We start from the raw sequence: 20,614 nt of genomic DNA on the forward strand, positions 1-20,614 counted from the left end.
CGCTCCTCACGATCCGCTCCACGGCATCGTCTCTTCGACGCGGCTGGGCGCGGCCGGGCGCACGCCGGCCCCTTGCGCCGCCTGCGCCGCCGGGACCGCAGGCGCAACGCCCACCGACGTGGCCGCCGCTGCGCCGCCATCGGGCAGCACGAAGCGGGGCGTGAGCAGGTAGAAGCGCTCCAGCTTGCCGCCCTTGTCCTCCGAATACTTGAACAGGCGCCCCAACACCGGAATCGACGAGAGCCCGGGTACGCCCGCGTCGCTGGTGCTCTTGCTCTCGCTCGAATAGCCGGCAATGAGCAGGCTCTTGCCTTCGCCCACCATGGCCTGCGTGTTCACGCTGCGGCGGCGCACGATGGGGATGTTGTCGACCGTCTCGGCGGCCAGGCTGTCGTCGCCAATGTTGATCGCCAGCTTGACGCTGTGGCTGCCCTCCTCGTCCACCACCAACGGTGTGACCCGCACATCGGTGCCGGCGCTGACGGTGTACAGACTGGCGTCCTGGTAGCCGGGCACCTTGACGTAGAACTCGCTCTTGTTCTGCAGGCTGGCCTCGGTGTTGTCCAGCGTCAGCACCTTGGGCCGCGCGACGAACTTGGCGCGGCCGTTGGAGGCCAGCGCGCTGACGCGGGCCAGCAGGAAGTCGCGCATTTCCTTGCCCAGCGACGCGGTGATCACCACGCCCGAGGGCACGGTGAGGCCGGTCTGGCCGGCGGCGGTGGTCGCGCCGGCCCAGGTGAGCGGCGGGTTGCTGCCGTTGCCGGTCTGCACGTCCATTTGCGTGCCGTGGGCGCGCCAGTCGACGCCCAGCTTGTCCACCGAGTCGTCGCTCACGTCCATGATGGTCAGCTCGATCTCGACCAGCCTGGGCTTGGCGTCCATCGACGCGATCAACTTGGCGTATTGCGCCATGCGTTCGGGCAGGTCGCGGATCAGCACGGCGTTCATGCGCGCGTCCGCCTGGAACTGCGGGCCGTCACCGCCGGCCGACCAGGCGCCGCCGGTGTCGGTGTCGGTGCTCGCCGAATCCGCCGAAGCCGAGGTGGCCTGCGCGGCGGCGGCGGCCGCTGCCGCCTTCGGGCTCTTCATCCGCGGCACCTGCGATGCGCCGTTCCCCCCACCACCGGCGGAGGCTGCGGCGGCCCCACGAGCGCCGTACAGGCTGCGCAGCGTCGTCACCACCCCCGGCACGACCACCGGTGCACCGTCGCGCGTAAGCTTCAGGTCGTTCGCCCAGGCGTAGCGCAGCGGGAACATCTTGACCTCGGCATGGTCGACCTGCGAGGCGCGGTAGTCGATCGACTTGACGATCTGCCGCACCATCTCGACATAGCGCTTGGGGCCGCTGACGAAGACGCTGTTCTCGTTCTGGCTGATGACCAGCGGGTAACGCTTGTCCCAGACCTGCAGCTTGTTGAGCGTGTCGGCGATGCGCGGCGCATTGCTGCCGAGGATGGGCAAGACCTCGTTGCGCGCGTCGGCGGCCAGCTCGATGAACAGCAGCGAGCCGTCGTAGTACCAGGTGAGGCCGTAGTTGCTGCACACCGCCTCGAGCACCGAGCGGGCGTTGCCACTGCGGCCACCGCCGAAGGTGCCGCTGATCACGCCGTCGATCTTGGGATCGACCACCGCGGTGGTGCCCTGCGAGGCCGCCAGCTCGCGCAGAAAATCAGCCAGCTTCTTCTCGCTGGCGACGATCCGCACCGGCTTGGCATTGGCCCAGCGCAGCTCGGCGGCGTGGGCGACACCGCAGGCGCACAACGCAGCCATCACCACGCCGCGCCATGCGTGAGTCACAGCGTGGCGATCCGCAGGAGCCGCCCGGAAGGGGCTGCGGGGGTTCATACGTTCTCCATCCATTGAAAGGCCCGCTCACCGAACCGAAGCACTTCGCTGCCCAGCCAGCCCACACCCACCATGAGGCTGATCAGCACCACGACCAGCCGCACCGATTGGCCGATGCTCTGGTCCTGGATCTGCGTGACCGCCTGCAGAATCGCGACGCCCAGGCCGACGACGGTCGAGACGATGACCAGTGGCAGGCTGACCCACAGCACCACCGACAGCGCGTCGCGCGTCAGGCCCAGCAGATCAGCCCCCATGGCCGGCCTCCGTGCCCGTGACCCAACCGACCGGCTGCAGCGTGATGTCGTCGTCGACCTCCTGGTACGACAGCACCGGCAGCTTCGGCAGGGCGGCCGCGATCATGTTGCGCACGTACCGGCGTACCGCGCTAGAGACCACCACCACCGTCGAGGCCGGCGCGCCTTCCATGAGGCCGCGCAGTTGATCGAAGATGGCCTGCTTGACGGCCGGGTCGAGCAGCAACCGGTTGCCCAGTGCGGTGCGCTCGATCGAGGCTTCGATGCGGTCGATGAGCTGGGTGTCGAACAGCACCGCATGGATCTCGCGCTGCGGTGTGGCGTGCAGGCTGGTGATGTAGGGGCCGAGGTCGGCGCGCACGAGCTCAGTCAGCGCGATCGAGTCGTCCTCGCGAGGCGCCCATCGCACGAGGCTCTCGAAGATCGCCTTCAGGTTGCGCACGGGGATGTTCTCGGTGAGCAGGCGCCGCAAGGTTTCGGCGATCTTCTGCACCGGCACGACGCGAGTGACCTCCACCGCCAGCTCGGGCGCCTGGGCCTGCATGCCGTGGATCAGCTGCCGCACCTCCTGCAGGCCGATCATGGCCGGCAGGTGCTGGCGCGTCACGCGCTCGACGAGCGCAGCGAGCACGCCTTCAGGGCCCTCGGCGGCAGCCGGATCGATGGCCTGGGTGGCTTTCACCACGTCTTGCACCAGCACGGCCACGTGGCCCGGCGGCACCGCGGTGGAACTGGCCACCAGGATGCGTGGGAACACCGGGCCCAGCTCGGCCTCGACGCGACGGCGCGCCTCGATCAGCTGACGATCCAGCTGCGCCGGATCGACCGCGACGTGCAGGTCGGGCGCCATGCGCAGCGCCACCGGAAAGGTCAGCGCGCCGCCCGCCACCAGCGCCCCCGCGGTGCCGTCGTCGTGGAAGATCCAGTCGGGCGTGTCGCCGCGCTGGCGGTGACGTCGGGCAGCCCACGCGAAGCCGAACAGCGCGACCAGCCACACCAGGAAGGCCCAGGCCGGAAAGCCCGGCGCCAGCATGAAGCTCGACACCGCCAGCCCGGCGATGAACAGCGCCCGCGGATGGTTGGCGAACTGGCCCATCATCTGCGCGCCGAGCGGCTGCGATTCGTGCTCGTTGCCGCCGCTGCATCGGGTGATGACGATGCCGGCCGCGATCGACACCAGCAGCGACGGGATCTGCGACACCATGCCGTCGCCGACAGTGAGGATGGCGTAGCGCTGCACCGCGTGGGCGATGTCCATGTCGTGCATCAGCGTGCCCACCGCCACGCCGCCAAGGATGTTCACCGCCGCCACGACGAGGCTGGCGATCGCGTCACCCTTGACGAACTTCATCGCGCCGTCCATCGCGCCATGCAACTGGCTTTCCTGCTCCAGCTGCGCGCGCCGGGCCTGCGCCTGCGCGTTCGACAGGTTGCCCGCGCGCACCTCGGCATCGATGCTCATCTGCTTGCCCGGCATCGCGTCGAGCGCGAAACGCGCGCCGACTTCGGCTACGCGCTCCGAGCCCTTGGCGATCACGATGAACTGCACGATCGCGACGATGAGGAACACCACACCGCCGACCACGACGTTGTTGCCGACGATCAGCTTGCCGAAGGCATCGATGATCTGACCAGCGTGCGCATGCAGCAGGATCAGCTTGGCCGAGGCGATGTTCAACGCGAGCCGGAACAGCGTGGTGAACAGCAGCAGCGATGGGAAGGTGGAGAGCGACAGCGCCGATCCGACATACATCGACACGATCAGCAGCGCGACGCTGATCGACAGATTGGCCGCGATCAACAGGTCGAGCGCCGCTGCCGGCAACGGCAGCATGAACAGGGCGACGATGCCCACGAGGAACAGCGCCAGCAGCGCATCGCTGTGGCGCATCGCGGCCATCAGCGGCGAGCGAGGCCGCTGGGCGACGGTGGTTCCTGCAAACAAGGGCATGGGATCGACCAGGCTGGATGAGATGGGCAGGCGGCCATGTTGGCGGCGAAGGGCCTCGCCCTCAACGACGAGGATTCGTAACCTGCCGCAGCACCATCACATCTGCGCGCGGTGTCGGGCGCTGGCATACGCCGACTCGTAGTTCACGTGCAGATCGGGCTTGCCTAAGCTGCACGCCTCTGGTGACCCACCCGACCCGGCGTGCATTCGCACTCGGGGCTCCGGGCCATGGCACCGGCATGCCCATGCAGATGACACCGGCCACCCTGTTGATGCCCGCCTGGACGCCACTTGGCGAAGCGCGCGCCTTGCCACGCCTGTGGCCCGGCTTCGCGGCGGTGTGTCGGCAGCTCGCCGGGCGCACCTGGACACTGGACGCGCCGGTGGCGGATGTGGGCGCCACCTCGTCGGCCCACCTGCGGCTGTGCCCCGGCACACCCGCGCATTGGGGCGAGGCCCTCACGTTGCGGCTGCGTTGGCAAGGGCACGAGGGTGAGCTGGCGCTCGATGCCGCGGCGCAGGCCTGGTGCCTCGGGGACGATGTGCCCGGAGATGCCCCGCTGGCGTGGCGCCAGATCCTGCTGGCCGATCGCCTGATGCCCATGGCACGCGCCTTCCTGGGCAGCGCGCCCGAGTGGGAAGCCTCCGCGGCGCCGTGGCCCCGCGATGTGAACACCTTGTGGTGCGAGCTGCATGCCCTGGGCGCCGGGCCCACCTCATGGCCCGGTGCCTGCGGGCTGGTGCGCCTGCGCTGGGCCAATGCCGAAGCGTGGACAGCGCTGGCAAGCGTGCTGCAACGGCTGCCGCCAGAGAGGGCGCGCGACGTCCAGTCACCACAGGCACGACAGCACTTGTCGGCCTGCCGAGTCCCTCTGCGGCTGGAGCTGGGTCGCACGCGGCTCGATCTGGCCTCGCTGCGCGGCATCGAACGCGGCGACATCGTGGCGGTCGACGAGTGGCGGCCCCGCGGGCCGGCGATTGGCGTGCAGCTGTATGCCGGCCGGCGTGGCGAGCTGCAGTGGGCCGCCGAAGTGCGCCAGAACCGATTGACTGTTCTTCTCGATCCGGAGCCTGCCATGCCCGCTGCCCCCGCCACCTCTTCATCGGCGCCTGGCGCCGCCTCTGCGCCGCCAGGCACCTCTGCGGTGAAAGCCGATCGCGTGGCCGACAGCGCGCTGCCGGTCGAGCAGCTGGAGAAGCTGGAGGTGACCTTGCACTTCGATCTCGGCGGCCTGGCGCTGAACCTGGAGGCACTCGGCCAGGTGGCCGCGGGCCATGTGCTGGAACTGCCACACGCCTTGAACCAGTGCGAGCTCAGCATCCTGTGCCAGGAGCGCGTGCTCGGCAAAGGGCAGTTGGTGGCGGTGGGTGAGCGGCTCGGAGTGCGGGTGACCGAATTCGCCATGAATGGCCATGCAGCACCTGCCTGATCCGGCGACCGTCTTCACGCTGATCCTCGCGTTCGGCGTGGCGCCCTTCGTGGCGCTGATGATGACCTGCTACACCAAGCTGGTCATCGTGTTCGGCCTGCTGCGCACCGCGCTGGGGCTGCAGCAGACGCCGCCCAACATGGTGCTCAATGGCATCGCGGTGATCCTGTCGATCTACGTGATGGCGCCGGTGGCGATGGAGATCGGCGACAACCTGAAGCTGCACCCCGCCCCCAGCACGGCCAGCTCCACCGAGCAGATCGGCAGTGCCGTCGCGGCGGCCGAGGGCCCGATGCGCAGCTTTCTGAAAAAGCATGCGCAACCGCGTGAGCGCCAGTTCTTCCTCAAGACCGCCAAGGAGATCTGGCCACCGCAGCGGGCCGAGGCGCTGCGCGACGACGACCTGATGGTGCTGGTGCCGAGCTTCACCCTCAGCGAGATCACCCGCGCGTTCCAGATCGGCTTCGTGATCTACCTCGTCTTCGTGGTGGTCGATCTGATCGTGGCCACCATCTTGCTCGCGCTCGGGATGTCGATGCTCTCGCCGTCGACGATCTCGCTGCCGTTCAAGCTGTTGCTGTTCGTCATGCTCGATGGATGGGAACGGCTGATCCACGCGCTGGTGCTGTCGTACCGATGACACGGCGCACGGTCGCCGCGAGCTGAGAGGTCGACAGGCCCGAGCCCGGGCTCGCCAGGGCGGGGCGGGGGCGCCCTACGGATTTCCGTAGGACCACGAATCCCCGTACTTACATCAGGATTCGGCACAGGCCGCGTCACAGACGTAGCATGCGCGCTCGCTGAATGGAGCCCCCCTGTCGCCATGAAGCCTCCGGCGTCTCTTCCGCCCATCCTGCCTCTTGCACCAGGACCTTCCGGTTCTGCCCCACCGCCCGAGCCCTGCGCCGAAGAGATCGGCGAAGTGACTGCCTTGCTGCAGAGCTGGGCCAACGGCGACCGGGCGGCGCTCGACCGGCTGATTCCGGCCGTCTACGCGCAACTGCGCCAGGTGGCGCGCTCTGCTGCGCGGCGAGAGCGGCCCGAGAACACCTTGCAGGCCACCGGACTGGTGCACGAGGCCTTCATCAAGCTGTCGCAGCAGCGTTCGTCGCGCTGGTCGAACCGCTACGAGTTCTTCAGCTGGGCGGCGCGCGTGATGCGCCAGATCCTGGTCGACCACGCCCGCGCACGGCAGGCGCAAAAGCGCGGTGGCGGTGCCGAGCACGACAGCCTCGACGACGAATCGCTCTCGCTGCAGACCACACTGAAGGCGCCGACCTCGCCATGGATGGAATTGCTGGCCCTCGATGAGGCGCTGAACCGGCTGAAGGCCCTGGATGCGCAGCAAGCCCGCGTGGTGGAGTTGCGGTTCTTCGGCGAGCTGGGCGTCGAAGAAACGGCGCAATGCCTGGGCATCTCCACCGCCACGGTGAAGCGCGAGTGGGCCACCGCGCGCGCCTGGCTGCTGCGCGAATTGAAGACGACCGGCGGAGTGATCTGATGCAGCGCGACGTGGGCCTGGAGCAGGCCGACGGCGACGCGCGCCGCTGGCAGTGGGCCAAAGCGGCCCTGGCCGATGCGCTGGACCAGCCGACGGTGGCCCGCGCGGCCTGGCTCTCGCAGCTGCGCGAGCGTGACCCGGCGCTCGCCGACGAGGTGGCTTCGCTGCTGGAGGCGCACGCCCAGACCGACTCGGCGCTGCTGCGGCTGGCCAACGGCTCGGTCGATGGCCTGGTGCAGGCCCATGCCGACGACCGCCGCATCGGGCAGCGCCTGGGTGCCTATCGCCTGGTGCGGCGCATCGGCAGTGGCGGCATGGGCGACGTGTACCTGGGCGAACGGTCCGACGGCACCTTCGAGAAGTCGGTCGCGGTCAAGGTGCTGCGGCAGGAGCTGGTGGGCGAGCAGGCGGTGCGCCGTCTGGAGCGAGAACGCCAGATCCTGGCCAGCCTGGACCATGTGAACCTGGCCAAGGTCTTCGACGGTGGCGTGACCGAAGAGGGACTGCCGTACTTCGTGATGGAGCTGGTCGATGGCCAGCCCCTGACGGACTACTGCGACGCCCATGACCTGGATGTGGCCCAGCGGGTGGCGCTGATGCGCGCCGTCTGCCAGGTGGTGCATTACGTGCACCAGCGGGGCGTGATCCACCGCGATCTGAAGCCCGGCAACATCCTGGTCACGCCCGAAGGCGACATCAAGCTGCTGGACTTCGGCATCGCCAAGCTGGTGGCGGCCAAGCCGGGTGGGGCAGAGGAGACCGTCACCCTGCTGCGCACGATGACGCCGCTGTATTCCAGCCCCGAGCAGGTGAGGGGGCAGGCGATCGGCCCGGCCAGCGATGTGTATTCGCTCGGCATCGTGATGTGCGCGCTGCTCGCAGGCCGCGCGCCCTACGATGTCGACACCACCCGGCCGGCATCGTTCGAGCTGGCCCGCGCGATCTGCGATGAAGAGCCACTGAGGCTGAGCGACGCCGCGGCCGGGCGCGCCGGGGCGATGCCGGTGCGCCAACTGCGTGGCGACCTGGATGCGGTGGTGGCCAAGGCGCTGCGCAAAGACCCCTCGGCGCGCTACGCATCGGCCGAACAGATGGCCGACGACCTGTTCCGCCACCTGGAGCGCTTGCCGGTCGGTGCGCGCCGGGGCGCCACCGGCTATCGCCTGGGCCGCTGGCTGGTGCGCCACCGGGCCGTGGCCGCCGGCGCCCTCGTGGCCAACCTGGCCCTGCTGGCCGGCCTGGCGCTCGCGCTCGACCAAGCCCACGAGGCGCGCGAACAACGTCAGCTCGCCCAGCAGGCCTCGGCGCGTGCGCGGAGCATGGCGAACGTCGCGCTGTTCGATCTCGACGACGCCGTCGCCAAGCTGCCCGGCTCGATCGAGGCGCGCAAGCTGCTGGTCGAGAAGGCGCAGGCCTACCTCACGGCACTGGAAAGCGACCTGAACAGCGACCCGGGCCTGGCGGTGGAGCTGGCGGCCAGCTACCGCAAGCTGGGCGACATCCGCGGCCGCCCGAACACCTCCAACCTCGGTGACTTCGACGGCGCACTGGCCAGCTACAACCACAGCCTGGCCTTGCTGCAGTCGTTGGTCGGGCGGCCGCTGCCGATCAGCCAGGTCGAATTCGATCTCGAGCGGGTGTCCGCACTGGGGCGCAAGACCTCGGTGCTGAGCTACACCGCGCAACGCGACGCCGCACGTCAGTCGGCCGAACAGGCGCTGGCGTTGCTGGACGGCGTGGCCGCCCGCGAACCCGAGAACACCAAGGCGATGACGATGCGCGCCGGGGTGCACGGGGTGTTGTCGTGGGTGCTGCATGAGCAGGGCGACACGGCGGGCTTTCTGGCGCAGGCCGCGGCCGCCGAGAAGCAGCTCGACCATGTGCTGCGACTGACGCCGGACGACAACGAAGCCCGCTTCAATCTGGCGGCGGCGTATGCGCGCCGCGGCGTGTACTACCTGGAGCGCGACCACACACCCGAAAGCGCGCGCCTGGCCCTCGAGCCCCTGCAGAAGTGGACGGAGCTGGTCGAACACATGAGTTCGCAGCAACCCGACAACGCCACCTACGGCGGTGCACTCGCCGAGAGCCGCAGCTACCTGGGGCTGGCCTACGAGCGCATGAACGACCGGCGGCGCGCGATCCAGGTGCTGCGCGATTCCACCGACGAGCTGACACGCCGGATACAGCTCAACCCCCGCGATGAGCACCTGTCGTTCGTGCTGTTGAACGCCCGCAACGAACTGGCGGGGGTGCTGCTCAGCCATGGTGACGCGTCGGGCGCCCTGGACCAGACGCGTTTGGCCCTGGCATTGTTCAACGAGTGGCCCGAGGCCACCCGGCGCAACACGATGCACCTGCATTCGGCGGCGCAGGCGCACTTCATCGCCGGTCAGGCCCAGGCCGTGGGGGACAGGCTGGCGCCCGGGCGCGAGGCCTGCGAGCACTTCCGCGCCAGCTTGTCGTTGCTGCAGGGCATCCCGGGCGAGCTGCCCGCGTCGAGCAACGGTGAGCTCAGCCGCGACGATGTTCAGCGCGCCGTGGCACGCTGCCGCCCTTGATGCGGCGCGGTCAAGCCGCCCACCACTGCCACGCCGCCTGGGCCATCGCCCACAACACATGTGCCGACAGCACACCGTAGGCCATCGCCGCGGCACCAGCCAGCATGGACCACAGCAGGGCCACACCATCCCTGTAGATCCAGCCGAGTGACAGCAACACGAGGCTGATACCCGGCAGCAGGTTGCCGAGCGGCAACGGCAACAGGATCAGCAGCGCCATCGCGGCGATCCACAGCCGCCAGCCGGCATGGGTGCTCGGATGGCGCCAACTCAGCCAACGCCGCCGCAGGGTCAACCGCGCCCGTTCGTACAGCGTGGCCAGCAGGCCGAGGCAACGGCGCGACCAGGTCTCGCCCAGGCGGAAGGCCATCACCTGCGGCGGCAGCGCCACCCGCCCACGCGCACCTGCACCGGGTGCCCCTTGCGGCCAGCGGGCCGCCACCAGGAACAACGGCAGGCTGAGCACCGTGCCCACCCCGGCGATGGGCAAAGTGCTCAGCAGGGCCAGCACCAGCAACAAGGCGGGCCAACTGGCCCGACCATGGAGTTCCAGCAGATCGGCCACGCTGACGCTTTCGGCACGGCCAGCGGCATCACGAAACGCCTCGGGACGGATCATGCGTGCGACGCCATCGGCGGGTGCGGCAGGCGCAACGCCCGGGCCACCAGCCACGTCGCCAGCGCCGACAACCCCAGCAAACCCGCCAGGCCGATCGCCCACACGATCCAGACCAGCGGCACCAACAGGCCGGTGAGGCCGCTCAGCAGCGGCAGCATCGACTGCGCGGCTTGCAAGCCCTGCATCACCGCATCGGCCACCGCGGCCCACACCGACGGGTCGATCCTGCCCGCCAGCCACGGTGGCAGGCTGGCCAGCGCCGAGCTGGACGCAACGGCGGCCGATTCGGCGCCACCCATCGCACCGCCTGCCCAGCCCAACACCGCCGCGACGGCGGCGCTCAGGCCGGTCCAGAGCAGGGCAAGCAGGCCGGCCACGGCCCAGATCAAGGTTTTCATCAGCGCATCTCCTGTCGGCAGCGGGTGAGGGAATGGAGGGTCGGGCCCCCCAGCCAATGCTCGAGAGTAGCCCGGGCTTCATTCCGCTTCCAGCAGAGCAAGTCGAATACTCACTCAGGCGCAGCCGAAGTCACTCGGTCTTTCTGAGGTGCAAGATGCACGTCGATCATGGTTCGTTCAGAACGAAGTCAAAGTGAGAATAACTCTTCTTTTTACGAATTGAATCGGTCCCCACACTTCGGTGCATCGTCCACTTCCATCGAGGAGCTCTGATGAACCCAGCCTGGCCACCCGCCGTCTTTCGGGCCGCGTTGCTGCTCACGCAGCGCTGGCTGCAGCATGTCGCCCGCTGGATCGGCGAGTCATTCCAGCCGCCCCCGGCCCTGCAACGCGCACCGGCCTTGATTCCGGTGCGGCACGACAACCGCCGCGGCCCGCAGCGGCACCCGCGCCGGCTCTGAAACCCTCTTCCCCATTCGCTGCCCCGCCTTCTCACCGCCCCTGGACCCTCACTGGAGAAACCTCATGCGTCACTACCCCCGTAACAGCCCCGAGGCTGCCGCACGCTTGTTGGCTCTGTGCATGGTGGCCGACGGCCACGTGTGCAAGTCCGAAGTGGAGGCGCTGCGCCGGCTGGGCATCGAAGCCGAGCTGGGCCTGCCGCCCGATGGCCTGGGCCCGGTGTTGCAGACGCTGTGCGAGGACCTGCTGAGCGAACAGACCAGCGGCTCGCTGTCCGCCTGCATCGACGACAGCCTGCTCGAAGCCCTGCTGCGCGATGTGGACGACCCCGCCCTGCAGCGCAAGGTGATCGATGCGATGGCGGCGACCGCGGCCGCCGATGGTCACCTGTCCGATGGTGAACAGCAGGTGCTGCAGGCGATGCAGCGCGACTGGCGCGTCGACTGGCGGGCCGTGTTGGCGCAGGAACCGTTGATGGCCCGCGCCTGATCCGCCCGACTGGGCCGCCTGGGCCGCTAATCCACCTGCTGGCGCTCGCGCGCGGCCGCCAGCAGGCGAAGCACCAAGGGATGGTGCATGCCCCGCCGCGAGCGGATGGCGTGGATCTCTTCGTGCAGGCCCTCGCTCTCGCCCAGCAGGCGCAGCCCGCGCACCCCTTCGAGGTCGGTGGCGCCGAGCGCCGTCACCGGAAACACGCCCAGCCCTTGCGCCGCGAACAGGCTGAGCAGCGCGCTGTCTTCGAACTCGCCGACCACGCGCGGCGCGAGGCGCTGGGCCTCAAACCATCGATCGATGCGGCCGCGCAGCGCGGCGTGGGTCGTGGGCAGCAGGACCGGCAGGCGCCCGAGGCTCGCCGGGAACTGGTCGATCTCGGCCTGGGTCACCATCGAGACCGGCCCATACCAATCCACCCGCGACACCATCAGCCGCTCGCTGGTGAGCCGGAGGGCCGAGTTCTGCGGCGGGGGTTGGCATGCCAGCACCAGGTCCAGCCGATGCAGCGCCAGTTCGCCGAGCAGTTCGTCGACCTCGCCCTCGTGCACCACCAACTTGAGTGACGGCGTGTCCAGCACGGGCTGGATCAGCACGTGCGCGGCCAGCTTGGCCAGGCCGTCGGACATCCCGATGGCCAGGCGCGCAGTCTGGCCCGACGCGGCCGCCGCCGCCTCCTCCGGGATGAGCTCACCGAGCTGAAAGATCTCCTCGGCGCGGGAGAACACCGCCTGGCCCGCGTCCGTGACCTCGACGCCGCGGCCGGCCGGCTTGAGCAACTGGTGCCCCAGATCCTGTTCAAGCGCCTTGACCTGGGCACTGATCGTCTGGATGGCCATGTCCAGCCGCTCGGCGGCGCGGGCAAAGCCCCCCTCTTTGGCGACCACCCAGAAGTAGTACAGGTGCCGGTAATTCAGCATGCGCGATCCGGGAGTGATGAGAACTTCGGAATTCCCGAAGTGGTGCTCACTGTATCGCTGCTTTCGTTGGCGACGGTGGGCCCGCAAGATCGGCCATCACGACGGAGTTGGATCCATGGACACGCTCACCATCGTTTTTGTCGTTCTGACCGCCTCCCTGCTGTGGGTGACCTGGCAGGCCAAGCGGCTCGGGCAGGAGCGGCGCGATGTCGCGCTGCTGGCCGCGGTGGCCGGCGCACTGGGCATCGGCTCGGTCGTCTCGGCCGCCCTCTGACGACATCGCCTCCCTCATTCCCTTCACCTGCACACCATCATGGAACTACTGAACACCCTCTGGCTGGGCATGCCCGTCTGGATCTGGCTGACCTTCCTGGGGTCGGTACTGGCGATCCTCGCCTTCGACCTGGGCGTGATGCACCGCGATTCGCACGAGATCGGCGTCGCAGAGAGCCTGAAGATGTCGGCCCTGTACATCGGCCTGGGGCTGGCGTGGGCCGGCGCGGTGTACTGGATCTACGCGCACTACGGCAATGCTGGCGCGCTGGACCCGCAGATCGCGGCCGCCAGCACCGCGAGTGAACGGGCCTGGACGGCCGTCAAGCTCTACATGACGGGTTATCTGGTCGAGAAGACGCTGGCGATGGACAACGTCTTCATCATCTCGATGATCTTCACCTACTTCGCGGTGCCACGTCAGTACCAGCACCGGGTGCTGTTCTGGGGCATCTTGGGCGTGATCGTGCTGCGCGCGATCATGATCGGCCTGGGCGCGGCGCTGGTGATGGAGTTCACCTGGATCATGTACCTGTTCGGCGTGGTGCTGCTGGCCACCGGCGTGAAGATGCTGGTGATGATCGACCACCAGCCCGACATCGGCAACAACCCGGTGCTGCGCTTCCTGAAGAAGCACCTGCGGGTGACCGATGGTCTGCATGGCCAGGCTTTCACCGTGACTCAGCCCGACCCGGCCAGCGGCCGCCTGGTGCGCTATGCGACACCGCTGCTGCTGTGCCTGGTGCTCGTCGAAGTCGCTGACCTGGTGTTCGCGATCGACTCGGTGCCGGCCATCTTCGCGATCACGCCGGACCCGTTCATCGTCTACACCAGCAACATCTTCGCGATCCTCGGCCTGCGCGCCCTGTACTTCGCACTGGCGGCGGTGGTGCACCGCTTCTACTACCTGAAGTACGCGCTGGCCCTGGTGCTGATCTTCATCGGCACGAAGATCTTCCTCGGCGACTGGCTGTTCGACGGCAAGGTACCCGCGATGATCAGCCTGGGCGTGACCGGCGGCCTGCTGGCGGGCGGCATCCTCTTCTCACTGTGGAAGACGCGGCAACAACCCAGGGCGCCGGCGATGAACTGAACCTAGATCCAGCAGTTGCCGCAACCGGATGGCCTAAAAGTGAGAGCTGAAGCGCACTTGTGATGATTTGGCACGTCCACCCGATGGGTGAAGCAAGACGCAACGCGCTGACGGCGCCGTCTGGGGCTGGCGAGGACATTCCGGCGCAGGTAGTGCACCCGCTGGGCGGGCGCATGCACTTGAGCTGGGACGAGGGTGGGTGGCCACCGCCGCACGAGCAGTTGGTATTCTTCGCCGAGTTCCTGGCGCCCAGCGGAGGGTTTGAGCGCTGGTTGTCTGGCTGCCCGACGACGTCGCCAGCGCGTCGTGGCGTGGCGTGGCTGCACACGAGCTTAGTGCATTCCGTACGAAAAGCCCTGGACAGGCCCTCGGTTTCGGCATCAAGCCGCTGTATGGACACCAGGAGGGCGCCGAGATCGGCCACAACCCGAGCAAGCCTATGCGGCTCAGCCGCGTGCCGCACACGTTCCTGGTGGCGAACCTGCGCTTGGATAGCTGGACATGCAGGTGAGCTCAAGCAAGCAGCACACGCCCGGACACCCCAAGGCAGCGCTGGGCAAGTTGCTCGACGATCTGGGCCACACAGCGCCGGCGCTGGTGCTATGCGACTCGGACTACGGCAGCGGGGACATCCTGGGACGCTGCAAGAGCGAGACCAGCCCTGCCTGCTGCGGCTGATGGACAGCTGGAGGCCATCACCAGCCGCCGCTGCTGGCCGCGGCGGGCAAGGTCGCCAGCAACGCCAACCAGACCACGCTGAACCTGACGCCGCTGCATGGCCGAGCCGACATCCTGAAACGGCTGATCGCCAATATCGGCTCCGCCTTGCGGCATGTCTGGGCTGCTGCGGAGCAGTTCAAAGCGTTCGACCTCTGGGACTGTACGCTGCACTGCATTAGCGACCGTATCGCGCCGGTCGTCGCGCCAACGCCGTCGCCGCCCCTACTGGCCTCATTGGGGTAACTGCCGGAGATCGGATGTCCGGTACGAGCCATTTCTCGTGCGGGCGGCACCAAGCTCGCCAGCAACGACCTGGCGCACCACGTGCGCCTGTAGCGCATTCAATCCCACGACGCTCCCTAGAATGGCCCGTCATCACGTCTTGATACGCACAAACTACCCAACGGGTCCTAAACTAGCCTTGGCGCGAGAGAAAAAACGGACGCGCCAATCTGAAGTAAAACGGGCCACGACATTCAGTGGTCGATCTATTCCGTTTTCGTAGTTTTTAAATAGGGAAGAGACTTGATGAAATACGCGAAAAAACTCCTTATCGCCGGCCTGTTCGTGCAGGCGATTTGCGGATCGGCTTTTGCCGCAACGGAGGCCAGCACCACCGAAAGTGTCGCGGCCTACGCCGCCCGCCAGGAATCAATCCAGGCCGACACCGCTCTGATTCAGACCAAGAAGGACCTGCGCGCCTTCTTTGCCCTGAAAACAGGCTCCAACCCGCTGAACCTGCTGTCGCAAGAAGCCAAGTCCCGGCTGCTCGACCGCTCCTTGTACGATGCGGCAGGCCGCATCACCACCATCTACACGGGCGACATCGAGCAGGAGCTGTCACCCGGCAATTCGTACAAGGTGCTGGCTCTGTTCGGCGCGCAATCCCTGGCGGCCTGGCTGAACAACGGTAAAGTAGCCACCAAGCTGGATATGAGTGTCCTTGACTATGTTCAAGCCGGTGAAATCAGGCCGTACTTGAGGAATTCATACTGCAATGGCGGCTACTGCACGGACGGTGATCGTCTCGTTTGCGTTGTTAAGAACTGCACGCCGCCGCACCTGAACCAGTAAAAACGCGTGGAGAGGCCATGAAATCTCTTTTGGCAGTTATTGCGGCAGTTATCTATCTTCTGTATGGACTTCCAGTAGAAGCAGCGACGGCTGAGGCAGCTCCGACTTCCGTGTGCAGCAAGGCCTTTATGCTGGCCACGGACAAGACACCGGAAGAGCACCTTCATTGCCTCTCCTCCCTGAAGAAGCAGGACAAAAAACTACGCCTGTTCAAGGACAGGGATCTGGACCAGATGATCAGTGCGGTCTACAAGCGTTCCATGCTGACCGGTAGCAGTGCTGACGCTGACACGATGCGCATCCTGGTAGAAGAAGGAAAGCGGCGGCATCCGCGAGACCATTCTGCAGATGACCTTATATTCGGAACTCTCCTTGCCGCAGGTCGGGTCGAAGATGCAGAAAAAGCACCCTTCGAGCACGCACCAACAATCTCCAGAGAGCCGTTGCCGCCCTCTGCCTTGATCTCCGGCCATTCACGCTACTGGGCCATAGAAGAAGATCCATTTAAGCTGGTGGAGGGTCAGGTCGACCTCCGGAGCGGGATCCATGTTGTCGTTTATGCTGCCCCCGGATGTCACTTCTGTGAAGCGGCGTCCCAGGACATTGCAAAGAACGAAGCGCTCGGGGCGCTTTTCAGATCGCGCTCGATTTGGATTAACGTCCCAAACTCCAACTACGCGGTTGACTACTATCAAACGTGGCAGATTGATAAGTACTCATACCCCATGAATATCGTATTCGACAGAAGTGGGTGGCCATCGCGCAATCTGGGAGCAACGCCCTACTTTTTCCTGATGAAGGATGGCCAAGTCGTCGGCACCCTGCTGGGATGGCAAGAGGGCAGCATGACCAAGCTGGTTAAGCTGCTGTCGGAGAACCAGTTACTCAACTGAGCGGAGCGCGCGCTATCGTTCCGGCTCCGGGTCCTTACCCGTGCCGGCATCTTTGCCGCGAGAAGGGCCCTCGGCCGCGCGGGTTGCCGCGTTTCGGAGACGGACACACGCGCAAGCGCGGATCTTTGTCTGTGGATGGGTCCCAACTTGGTCAAGCGATCACGTTCCTTCCGCTCAAAGCCAGCGCCCTGGCACGCGTTGTTGGCCGCCAAGCGCCAGTTGAAGATCAGGCGCTCCTCGTCCGTGCGTTTGGCCTGTTGGCGCGTCGTGCTGCGGCCGTTGTCGGCCCCCGTAGGCCGTTCGTTCCGCCTGTTTTTGCCCGACCAGGTGATGGTGGCGGCCGGCAGGGTTGTGATCTGCGCGCCCCGGACCTGCCGCGCCCCGGCCACCAGGTCAAGCCAGCCCCGCGCGGCGGTCGTTGACCAATCAGCCACACAGTCCGTCCTGAACAACTCGGTTTCAGCCAACCGCGGCACGAGGAGCCGAGCCTGTTGAAGCCCGAGCATGACGGCCGGGCGGGGTCTTCGGGACGAAGCCCTACACCGGCCGCCTGCCATGTGGGGGCCTACGCGGTCACCAAGGCTCCGCAGGCGGCGATCCAACGGCCCACCTGCGACAAGACGTAACGCCCACCGGGCGGCGACATGGGTCTGACGATTGGCGCCGCGCGCCACGTCGGGGTGCTCTCGCCACCCGGCTCAACTCCAGGCCTGTCCCGCGGCCAAACGGCAGACCATTCCGACGCGGCTTCAGCCAAAAGGCAGCGCTTCCAGACAACGTTGTCCGATTTGCCATTACATCTGCTTGCCCGCACTTTCCCAATCTTGCCGGCCCGTGGGGCCGCGATGTCAGCATGCGCCGCGACGGCCGGGTGACGACGCCACGCGCGCAGCAGCCGTCGACCCCACGATCACAAACTCACCAAAGGAGATGCGAGATGCAGATGAAGGGATGGAGACATCAGACCACCCGCTGTGTGGCCGCCGCCACGCTGGCCGTGTTCGGCCAGGCCAACGCCTACACGCCGATCACCGACACCACGACGCCCACGCCACTGCCAGCCCACCTGGCGCAGCCCCCTGCGACGCTGCCGCACATGGAAGTGGCGGGGGTGGACAACGACCATGATGTGCAGGTCGTCTACTTCGTGCCGTCCAACGCCGCGCACCGCGACCGTGGCGAGCTGATGCTGAACGCGGCGCGGCAAATCCAGAAGCAGTGGTCGGGCTGGGGCTGGACGATCCACCTCAACAAGCAGCTGATCAACCTGGAGAGCAGCAACAGCTGCGCCTACTTCAACGACTACAACGTGCTGTGGGCCGAAACCCAGCGCCAGCTGGAATCGCGCGGGCAGTACTTCCCGAACGTGAAGTACCTGGTGTTCGGTGAGTGCACCACCGGCGGCGGCGCCGCGCAGGCGGGCATGCCGGGCAACTCGGCGCTGTTCTACAGCTACGTGGTCGACGGCATCGGCTTGAACGATGGCAGCCCGCGCAACCTGGCGGACATCGGCTCGATCGGCCACGAGATGGGGCACAACTTCGGCTTGCCGCACGAAAACTGCGGTGGCCAGGCCGACCAGAACACGATCGACGAGCTGGCCGCCTGGGCCCTGCCGACCAACGGCTCGAAAGGCCCGATGTGCAACGGCGCCTACTGGCCGAACGTGACGCCCGAGCCCTACCAGCACGACCTCGTCAAGCGCTACGGCTGCCCCTGGCTGAAGGGCTGTGCGAAGAAGCACCCCGACTGGGTGTGGACCGGCACGCCCGGTGATGGCAATGACAAGGGCGTCTACTTCGCCTCGCAGTCGAGCAACAAGTGCATCGACGTCTACTACTTCAACTACGCCTCGAACGCCGAGGTGGCGCAGTACGAGTGCGTGGGCCTGGCCAACCAGCGGGTGAAGATGAAGGACGCCGGCAACGGCCTGGTGCAGCTGGTGTTCGGCCACAGCGGCTACTGCCTGGACCCGATGAACGCCAGCCGCCTGGTCGGCGCGAAGATGGTGCAGTGGCCTTGCAGCGGCGACGACGACACCAAGTGGCGCGCCAAGGAGGTGTCGCCGGACGTCTTCGAGTTCGTCAACGCCCGCAGCGGCCTGTGCCTGGACGTGCCGGGCGCCAGCCCCGATTCCGGTCTGACCTTGCAGCAGTACACCTGCAACGGCACCGCCGCCCAGCGCTGGAAGCGCGAGCGCTGAGCTGTGACGCCGGGGCTCAGCGCAACATGAGTTCGCTGCGCACCGCCCCGGCCCGGCCCGCCCGGGCCTTCAGTGACAGCACCGTGCCCGCCGGGGCGCGGACGATCCACTCGGCCTGGGCTTTGTCGGCCGTCACATCGCGCTCCGGCACGAAGGCCTGCAGCGAGTTCTTCGGCGCATGGCCTTCGAGCTGCGGGCCTTCGATGCGGGTCTTGCCCTGCACCAACGCGGCGCCGGCCGGCAGCTCGATCTCGAAAACACAGGCTCGGGCCACCTTGCGCTCCAGCGCCCGCTTGGTGACATAGCTCGGCAGATAGCCGGCATTGCCGACGACGAAGCGCACGCGCCACGTGTCCGGACCGAGGGCCTCGACCTGCGTCGACAGCGCCTGCAGCTTCGGCAGCGACAGCCCCAGCTGGCTCAGCCAGGCCGGAAAGCGCGCAGCTTCGCGTTCACGGTACTTCGGCGGCGGGTTGCGCCAGTAGTTCATCCGGTCCCAGCCGCCGATCTCGACCGCCCCAAGTTGCGGATGCACGAACGGGCGCCAGTCGTTGTGAGCATGGCCGTCGCAGTGCTCATCGCTCCACTTCAGCAGCTTCAGGTCGTCTTCGGGCGGGTGGTCGCGGTACCAGTGGATCCAGTCGTAGTCGGTGATGCCGGCTTCCTTGTTCGGCGCCCAGATCTCCACCGTCCAGAACAGGGCCCCCAGATGCTCGTAGACCCAGTCCTGCGTGCCGGTGATGATTTCCTTGGGGTGGTACTTGAAGTCGTGCCAGATGCTGATGGCCGGGTAGCCGGTGAGCTTGGCGCCGATGTCGGACAGGCGCTTGTAGATCCACAGATCCTCCGGCGTCATGTCGTCGTCGCTCTGGGTGCCCATGGGCCGCAGGATGACGCCCGAGTGGGTGTGGAAGCTCACCGCCGCGCCGATGTTCGGGTGCTTGACGATGAAATCGACCATCGCGCGCACTTCGGGCTCGCTCGTGGGGTACGGGCCGGCGCCGAGCTGCTCGAACTCTTGCCGCCAGTAGGCCGGGAAGTTTCGATTCAGGTCGAGCCCTTCGCGGTCCTTGTTGACGCGGATCGTCGTGCCGTCGAAGTTCTCCAGCAGCCCCTCGGGCATGACCCGGTAGTAAGTGCCGCCGAACTCGCCGGGCTCGCGCGGGATCAGCAGCCTCGGCTCGTCCGGATGCGGTTTCCAGCTGCCGTTCGGATCGGCGATGCGCATTTGCAGAATGCGGCCGTCCCCATCGACATCCTGCACGGTGAGGCCGTCCACATGCGGCTCGTCGAAGGGGTACGGGCGGGTCGATGAGCGGATGTGGCGCGGCACATCGGCCAGCGCCAGCTCGGCGCCATCGGGGTTCAGGCGCGGGCACAGGTACACCACCCGGGTGTCGAGCAGCTCGGTGGTCTTGGGGTCGGTGCCGTAGGTGCTCGCCAGTTGGTGCAGCCAGTACAGGCAGGCGGTGCTGGCGGTGAGTTCGGCCGCGTGGATGTTGCCGTCGATCCACAGCGCGGGCTTGTCGGTGTCGGGCCCAGTGGCACGCTGGGTGATGACCAGCAGCCAGATCTCCCGGCCCTCGTGGCTGAAACCGATCGAGCGGCGTTCAATCAGATCGGGCCGGGCGGCTGCGTAGTCGGCCAGCAGTTGGCTGAGCTCGGCGTGGCGGTAGAAGCGATCGAACTGCGGCGTGGGCAGTGGTGCGGCGGCGGGCGTGGTGTGATGGGCGGCCATGGCGGGCGGGCCTGCTCGTGGCAGGCCGGGGGACTGCGGTGGCAACGAGTGTCGCACCGCTGTATAAGAGGCTGAGAGTCTTTCGCCGATGCCCGCCTTGAACCCCCAAACGCCCCGGCTCTTCGTTGCAAATGCTCGCCATAGCCCGAGCTATGGCTGTGCGTTGCGCCTCGATCCGGGTCGC

At 67.2% G+C, this 20,614-nt stretch carries 19 protein-coding genes; 12 read left to right on the top strand and 7 right to left on the bottom strand.

The features are described 5' to 3' along the window. Window positions 1-6: 6 nt before the first annotated feature. The 3 genes from sctC to AACH06_RS08600 are packed head-to-tail and all read right to left on the bottom strand — an operon-like array spanning window position 7 to window position 4,053. A complete protein-coding gene (sctC, locus tag AACH06_RS08590; protein ID WP_341425240.1) occupies window positions 7-1,845 on the bottom strand; it encodes a type III secretion system outer membrane ring subunit SctC in 1,839 nt (612 codons plus the stop codon). Then, complete coding sequence (gene sctS / locus AACH06_RS08595) at window positions 1,842-2,102, bottom strand: type III secretion system export apparatus subunit SctS (protein WP_341425241.1); 261 nt, start codon at window positions 2,100-2,102, stop codon at window positions 1,842-1,844. Before sctS ends, sctC begins: the two co-directional genes overlap by 4 nt. Then, window positions 2,092-4,053: an FHIPEP family type III secretion protein gene (locus AACH06_RS08600; RefSeq protein WP_341425242.1), complete on the bottom strand. Its 1,962-nt coding sequence runs from the start codon at window positions 4,051-4,053 to the stop codon at window positions 2,092-2,094. The genes sctS and AACH06_RS08600 overlap by 11 nt, the downstream gene beginning before the upstream one ends. Before the next feature lie 182 nt (window positions 4,054-4,235). Here AACH06_RS08600 and AACH06_RS08605 point away from each other — a divergent pair, with 182 nt between their 5' ends. The 4 genes from AACH06_RS08605 to AACH06_RS08620 all read left to right on the top strand — a co-directional run bounded on the left by AACH06_RS08605 (window position 4,236) and on the right by AACH06_RS08620 (window position 9,545). Further along, the gene (locus AACH06_RS08605; RefSeq protein ID WP_341425243.1) at window positions 4,236-5,483 is read left to right on the top strand and encodes a FliM/FliN family flagellar motor switch protein; all 1,248 of its coding nucleotides are present in this window, start codon (window positions 4,236-4,238) and stop codon (window positions 5,481-5,483) included. Beyond that, window positions 5,467-6,123 carry a type III secretion system export apparatus subunit SctR gene (gene sctR, locus AACH06_RS08610; protein ID WP_341425244.1) on the top strand — a complete coding sequence of 219 codons (657 nt, stop codon included), beginning with the start codon at window positions 5,467-5,469 and terminating at the stop codon, window positions 6,121-6,123. Before AACH06_RS08605 ends, sctR begins: the two co-directional genes overlap by 17 nt. Before the next feature lie 282 nt (window positions 6,124-6,405). Then, window positions 6,406-6,984: a sigma-70 family RNA polymerase sigma factor gene (locus AACH06_RS08615; RefSeq protein WP_341425245.1), complete on the top strand. Its 579-nt coding sequence runs from the start codon at window positions 6,406-6,408 to the stop codon at window positions 6,982-6,984. Further along, entirely contained in the window at window positions 6,984-9,545 is a 2,562-nt protein-coding gene (locus AACH06_RS08620) for a serine/threonine-protein kinase (protein WP_341425246.1), read from the top strand. The genes AACH06_RS08615 and AACH06_RS08620 overlap by 1 nt, the downstream gene beginning before the upstream one ends. A 10-nt stretch (window positions 9,546-9,555) precedes the next feature. Here the strand turns inward: AACH06_RS08620 and AACH06_RS08625 are convergent, their stop codons facing one another. Continuing rightward, window positions 9,556-10,164, bottom strand: coding sequence for an exopolysaccharide biosynthesis protein (locus tag AACH06_RS08625; RefSeq protein WP_341425247.1), 609 nt, complete (start codon window positions 10,162-10,164; stop codon window positions 9,556-9,558). Continuing rightward, window positions 10,161-10,562 (bottom strand): hypothetical protein, encoded by a 402-nt coding sequence (locus tag AACH06_RS08630; protein ID WP_341425248.1) that lies wholly within the window; start codon window positions 10,560-10,562, stop codon window positions 10,161-10,163. The genes AACH06_RS08625 and AACH06_RS08630 overlap by 4 nt, the downstream gene beginning before the upstream one ends. 272 nt (window positions 10,563-10,834) lie before the next feature. On the opposite strand from AACH06_RS08630, the gene AACH06_RS08635 reads away from it, so the two are divergent. Then, a complete protein-coding gene (locus tag AACH06_RS08635) occupies window positions 10,835-11,023 on the top strand; it encodes a hypothetical protein (RefSeq protein ID WP_341425249.1) in 189 nt (62 codons plus the stop codon). Window positions 11,024-11,087: 64 nt separating this feature from the next. Beyond that, window positions 11,088-11,513, top strand: coding sequence for a tellurite resistance TerB family protein (locus tag AACH06_RS08640; protein ID WP_341425250.1), 426 nt, complete (start codon window positions 11,088-11,090; stop codon window positions 11,511-11,513). A 26-nt stretch (window positions 11,514-11,539) separates the two neighbouring features. On the opposite strand, the gene AACH06_RS08645 is transcribed toward AACH06_RS08640, so the two are convergent. Continuing rightward, the gene (locus AACH06_RS08645) at window positions 11,540-12,436 is read right to left on the bottom strand and encodes a LysR family transcriptional regulator (RefSeq protein ID WP_341425251.1); all 897 of its coding nucleotides are present in this window, start codon (window positions 12,434-12,436) and stop codon (window positions 11,540-11,542) included. Window positions 12,437-12,551: 115 nt separating this feature from the next. Here AACH06_RS08645 and AACH06_RS08650 point away from each other — a divergent pair, with 115 nt between their 5' ends. From AACH06_RS08650 to AACH06_RS08675, 6 genes are all read left to right on the top strand, one after another. Beyond that, the gene (locus AACH06_RS08650) at window positions 12,552-12,710 is read left to right on the top strand and encodes a hypothetical protein (protein WP_341425252.1); all 159 of its coding nucleotides are present in this window, start codon (window positions 12,552-12,554) and stop codon (window positions 12,708-12,710) included. Window positions 12,711-12,749: 39 nt separating this feature from the next. Next, window positions 12,750-13,802: a TerC family protein gene (locus AACH06_RS08655; RefSeq protein WP_341425253.1), complete on the top strand. Its 1,053-nt coding sequence runs from the start codon at window positions 12,750-12,752 to the stop codon at window positions 13,800-13,802. Between the two features lie 501 nt (window positions 13,803-14,303). Then, on the top strand, window positions 14,304-14,480 hold the full coding sequence (locus AACH06_RS08660) for a hypothetical protein (protein ID WP_341425254.1): 177 nt from the start codon (window positions 14,304-14,306) through the stop codon (window positions 14,478-14,480). 570 nt (window positions 14,481-15,050) lie between these two features. Further along, on the top strand, window positions 15,051-15,596 hold the full coding sequence (locus AACH06_RS08665) for a hypothetical protein (protein ID WP_341425255.1): 546 nt from the start codon (window positions 15,051-15,053) through the stop codon (window positions 15,594-15,596). A gap of 17 nt (window positions 15,597-15,613) precedes the next feature. Then, on the top strand, window positions 15,614-16,489 hold the full coding sequence (locus AACH06_RS08670) for a hypothetical protein (protein ID WP_341425256.1): 876 nt from the start codon (window positions 15,614-15,616) through the stop codon (window positions 16,487-16,489). A gap of 937 nt (window positions 16,490-17,426) precedes the next feature. Beyond that, window positions 17,427-18,692 carry an RICIN domain-containing protein gene (locus AACH06_RS08675; RefSeq protein WP_341425257.1) on the top strand — a complete coding sequence of 422 codons (1,266 nt, stop codon included), beginning with the start codon at window positions 17,427-17,429 and terminating at the stop codon, window positions 18,690-18,692. 16 nt (window positions 18,693-18,708) lie between these two features. On the opposite strand, the gene AACH06_RS08680 is transcribed toward AACH06_RS08675, so the two are convergent. Beyond that, entirely contained in the window at window positions 18,709-20,430 is a 1,722-nt protein-coding gene (locus tag AACH06_RS08680; RefSeq protein WP_341425258.1) for a M14 family metallopeptidase, read from the bottom strand. Between the last annotated feature and the right edge of the window lie 184 nt (window positions 20,431-20,614).

The organism is Ideonella lacteola, assembly GCF_038066555.1.
Lineage (GTDB): Bacteria > Pseudomonadota > Gammaproteobacteria > Burkholderiales > Burkholderiaceae_C > Ideonella > Ideonella lacteola.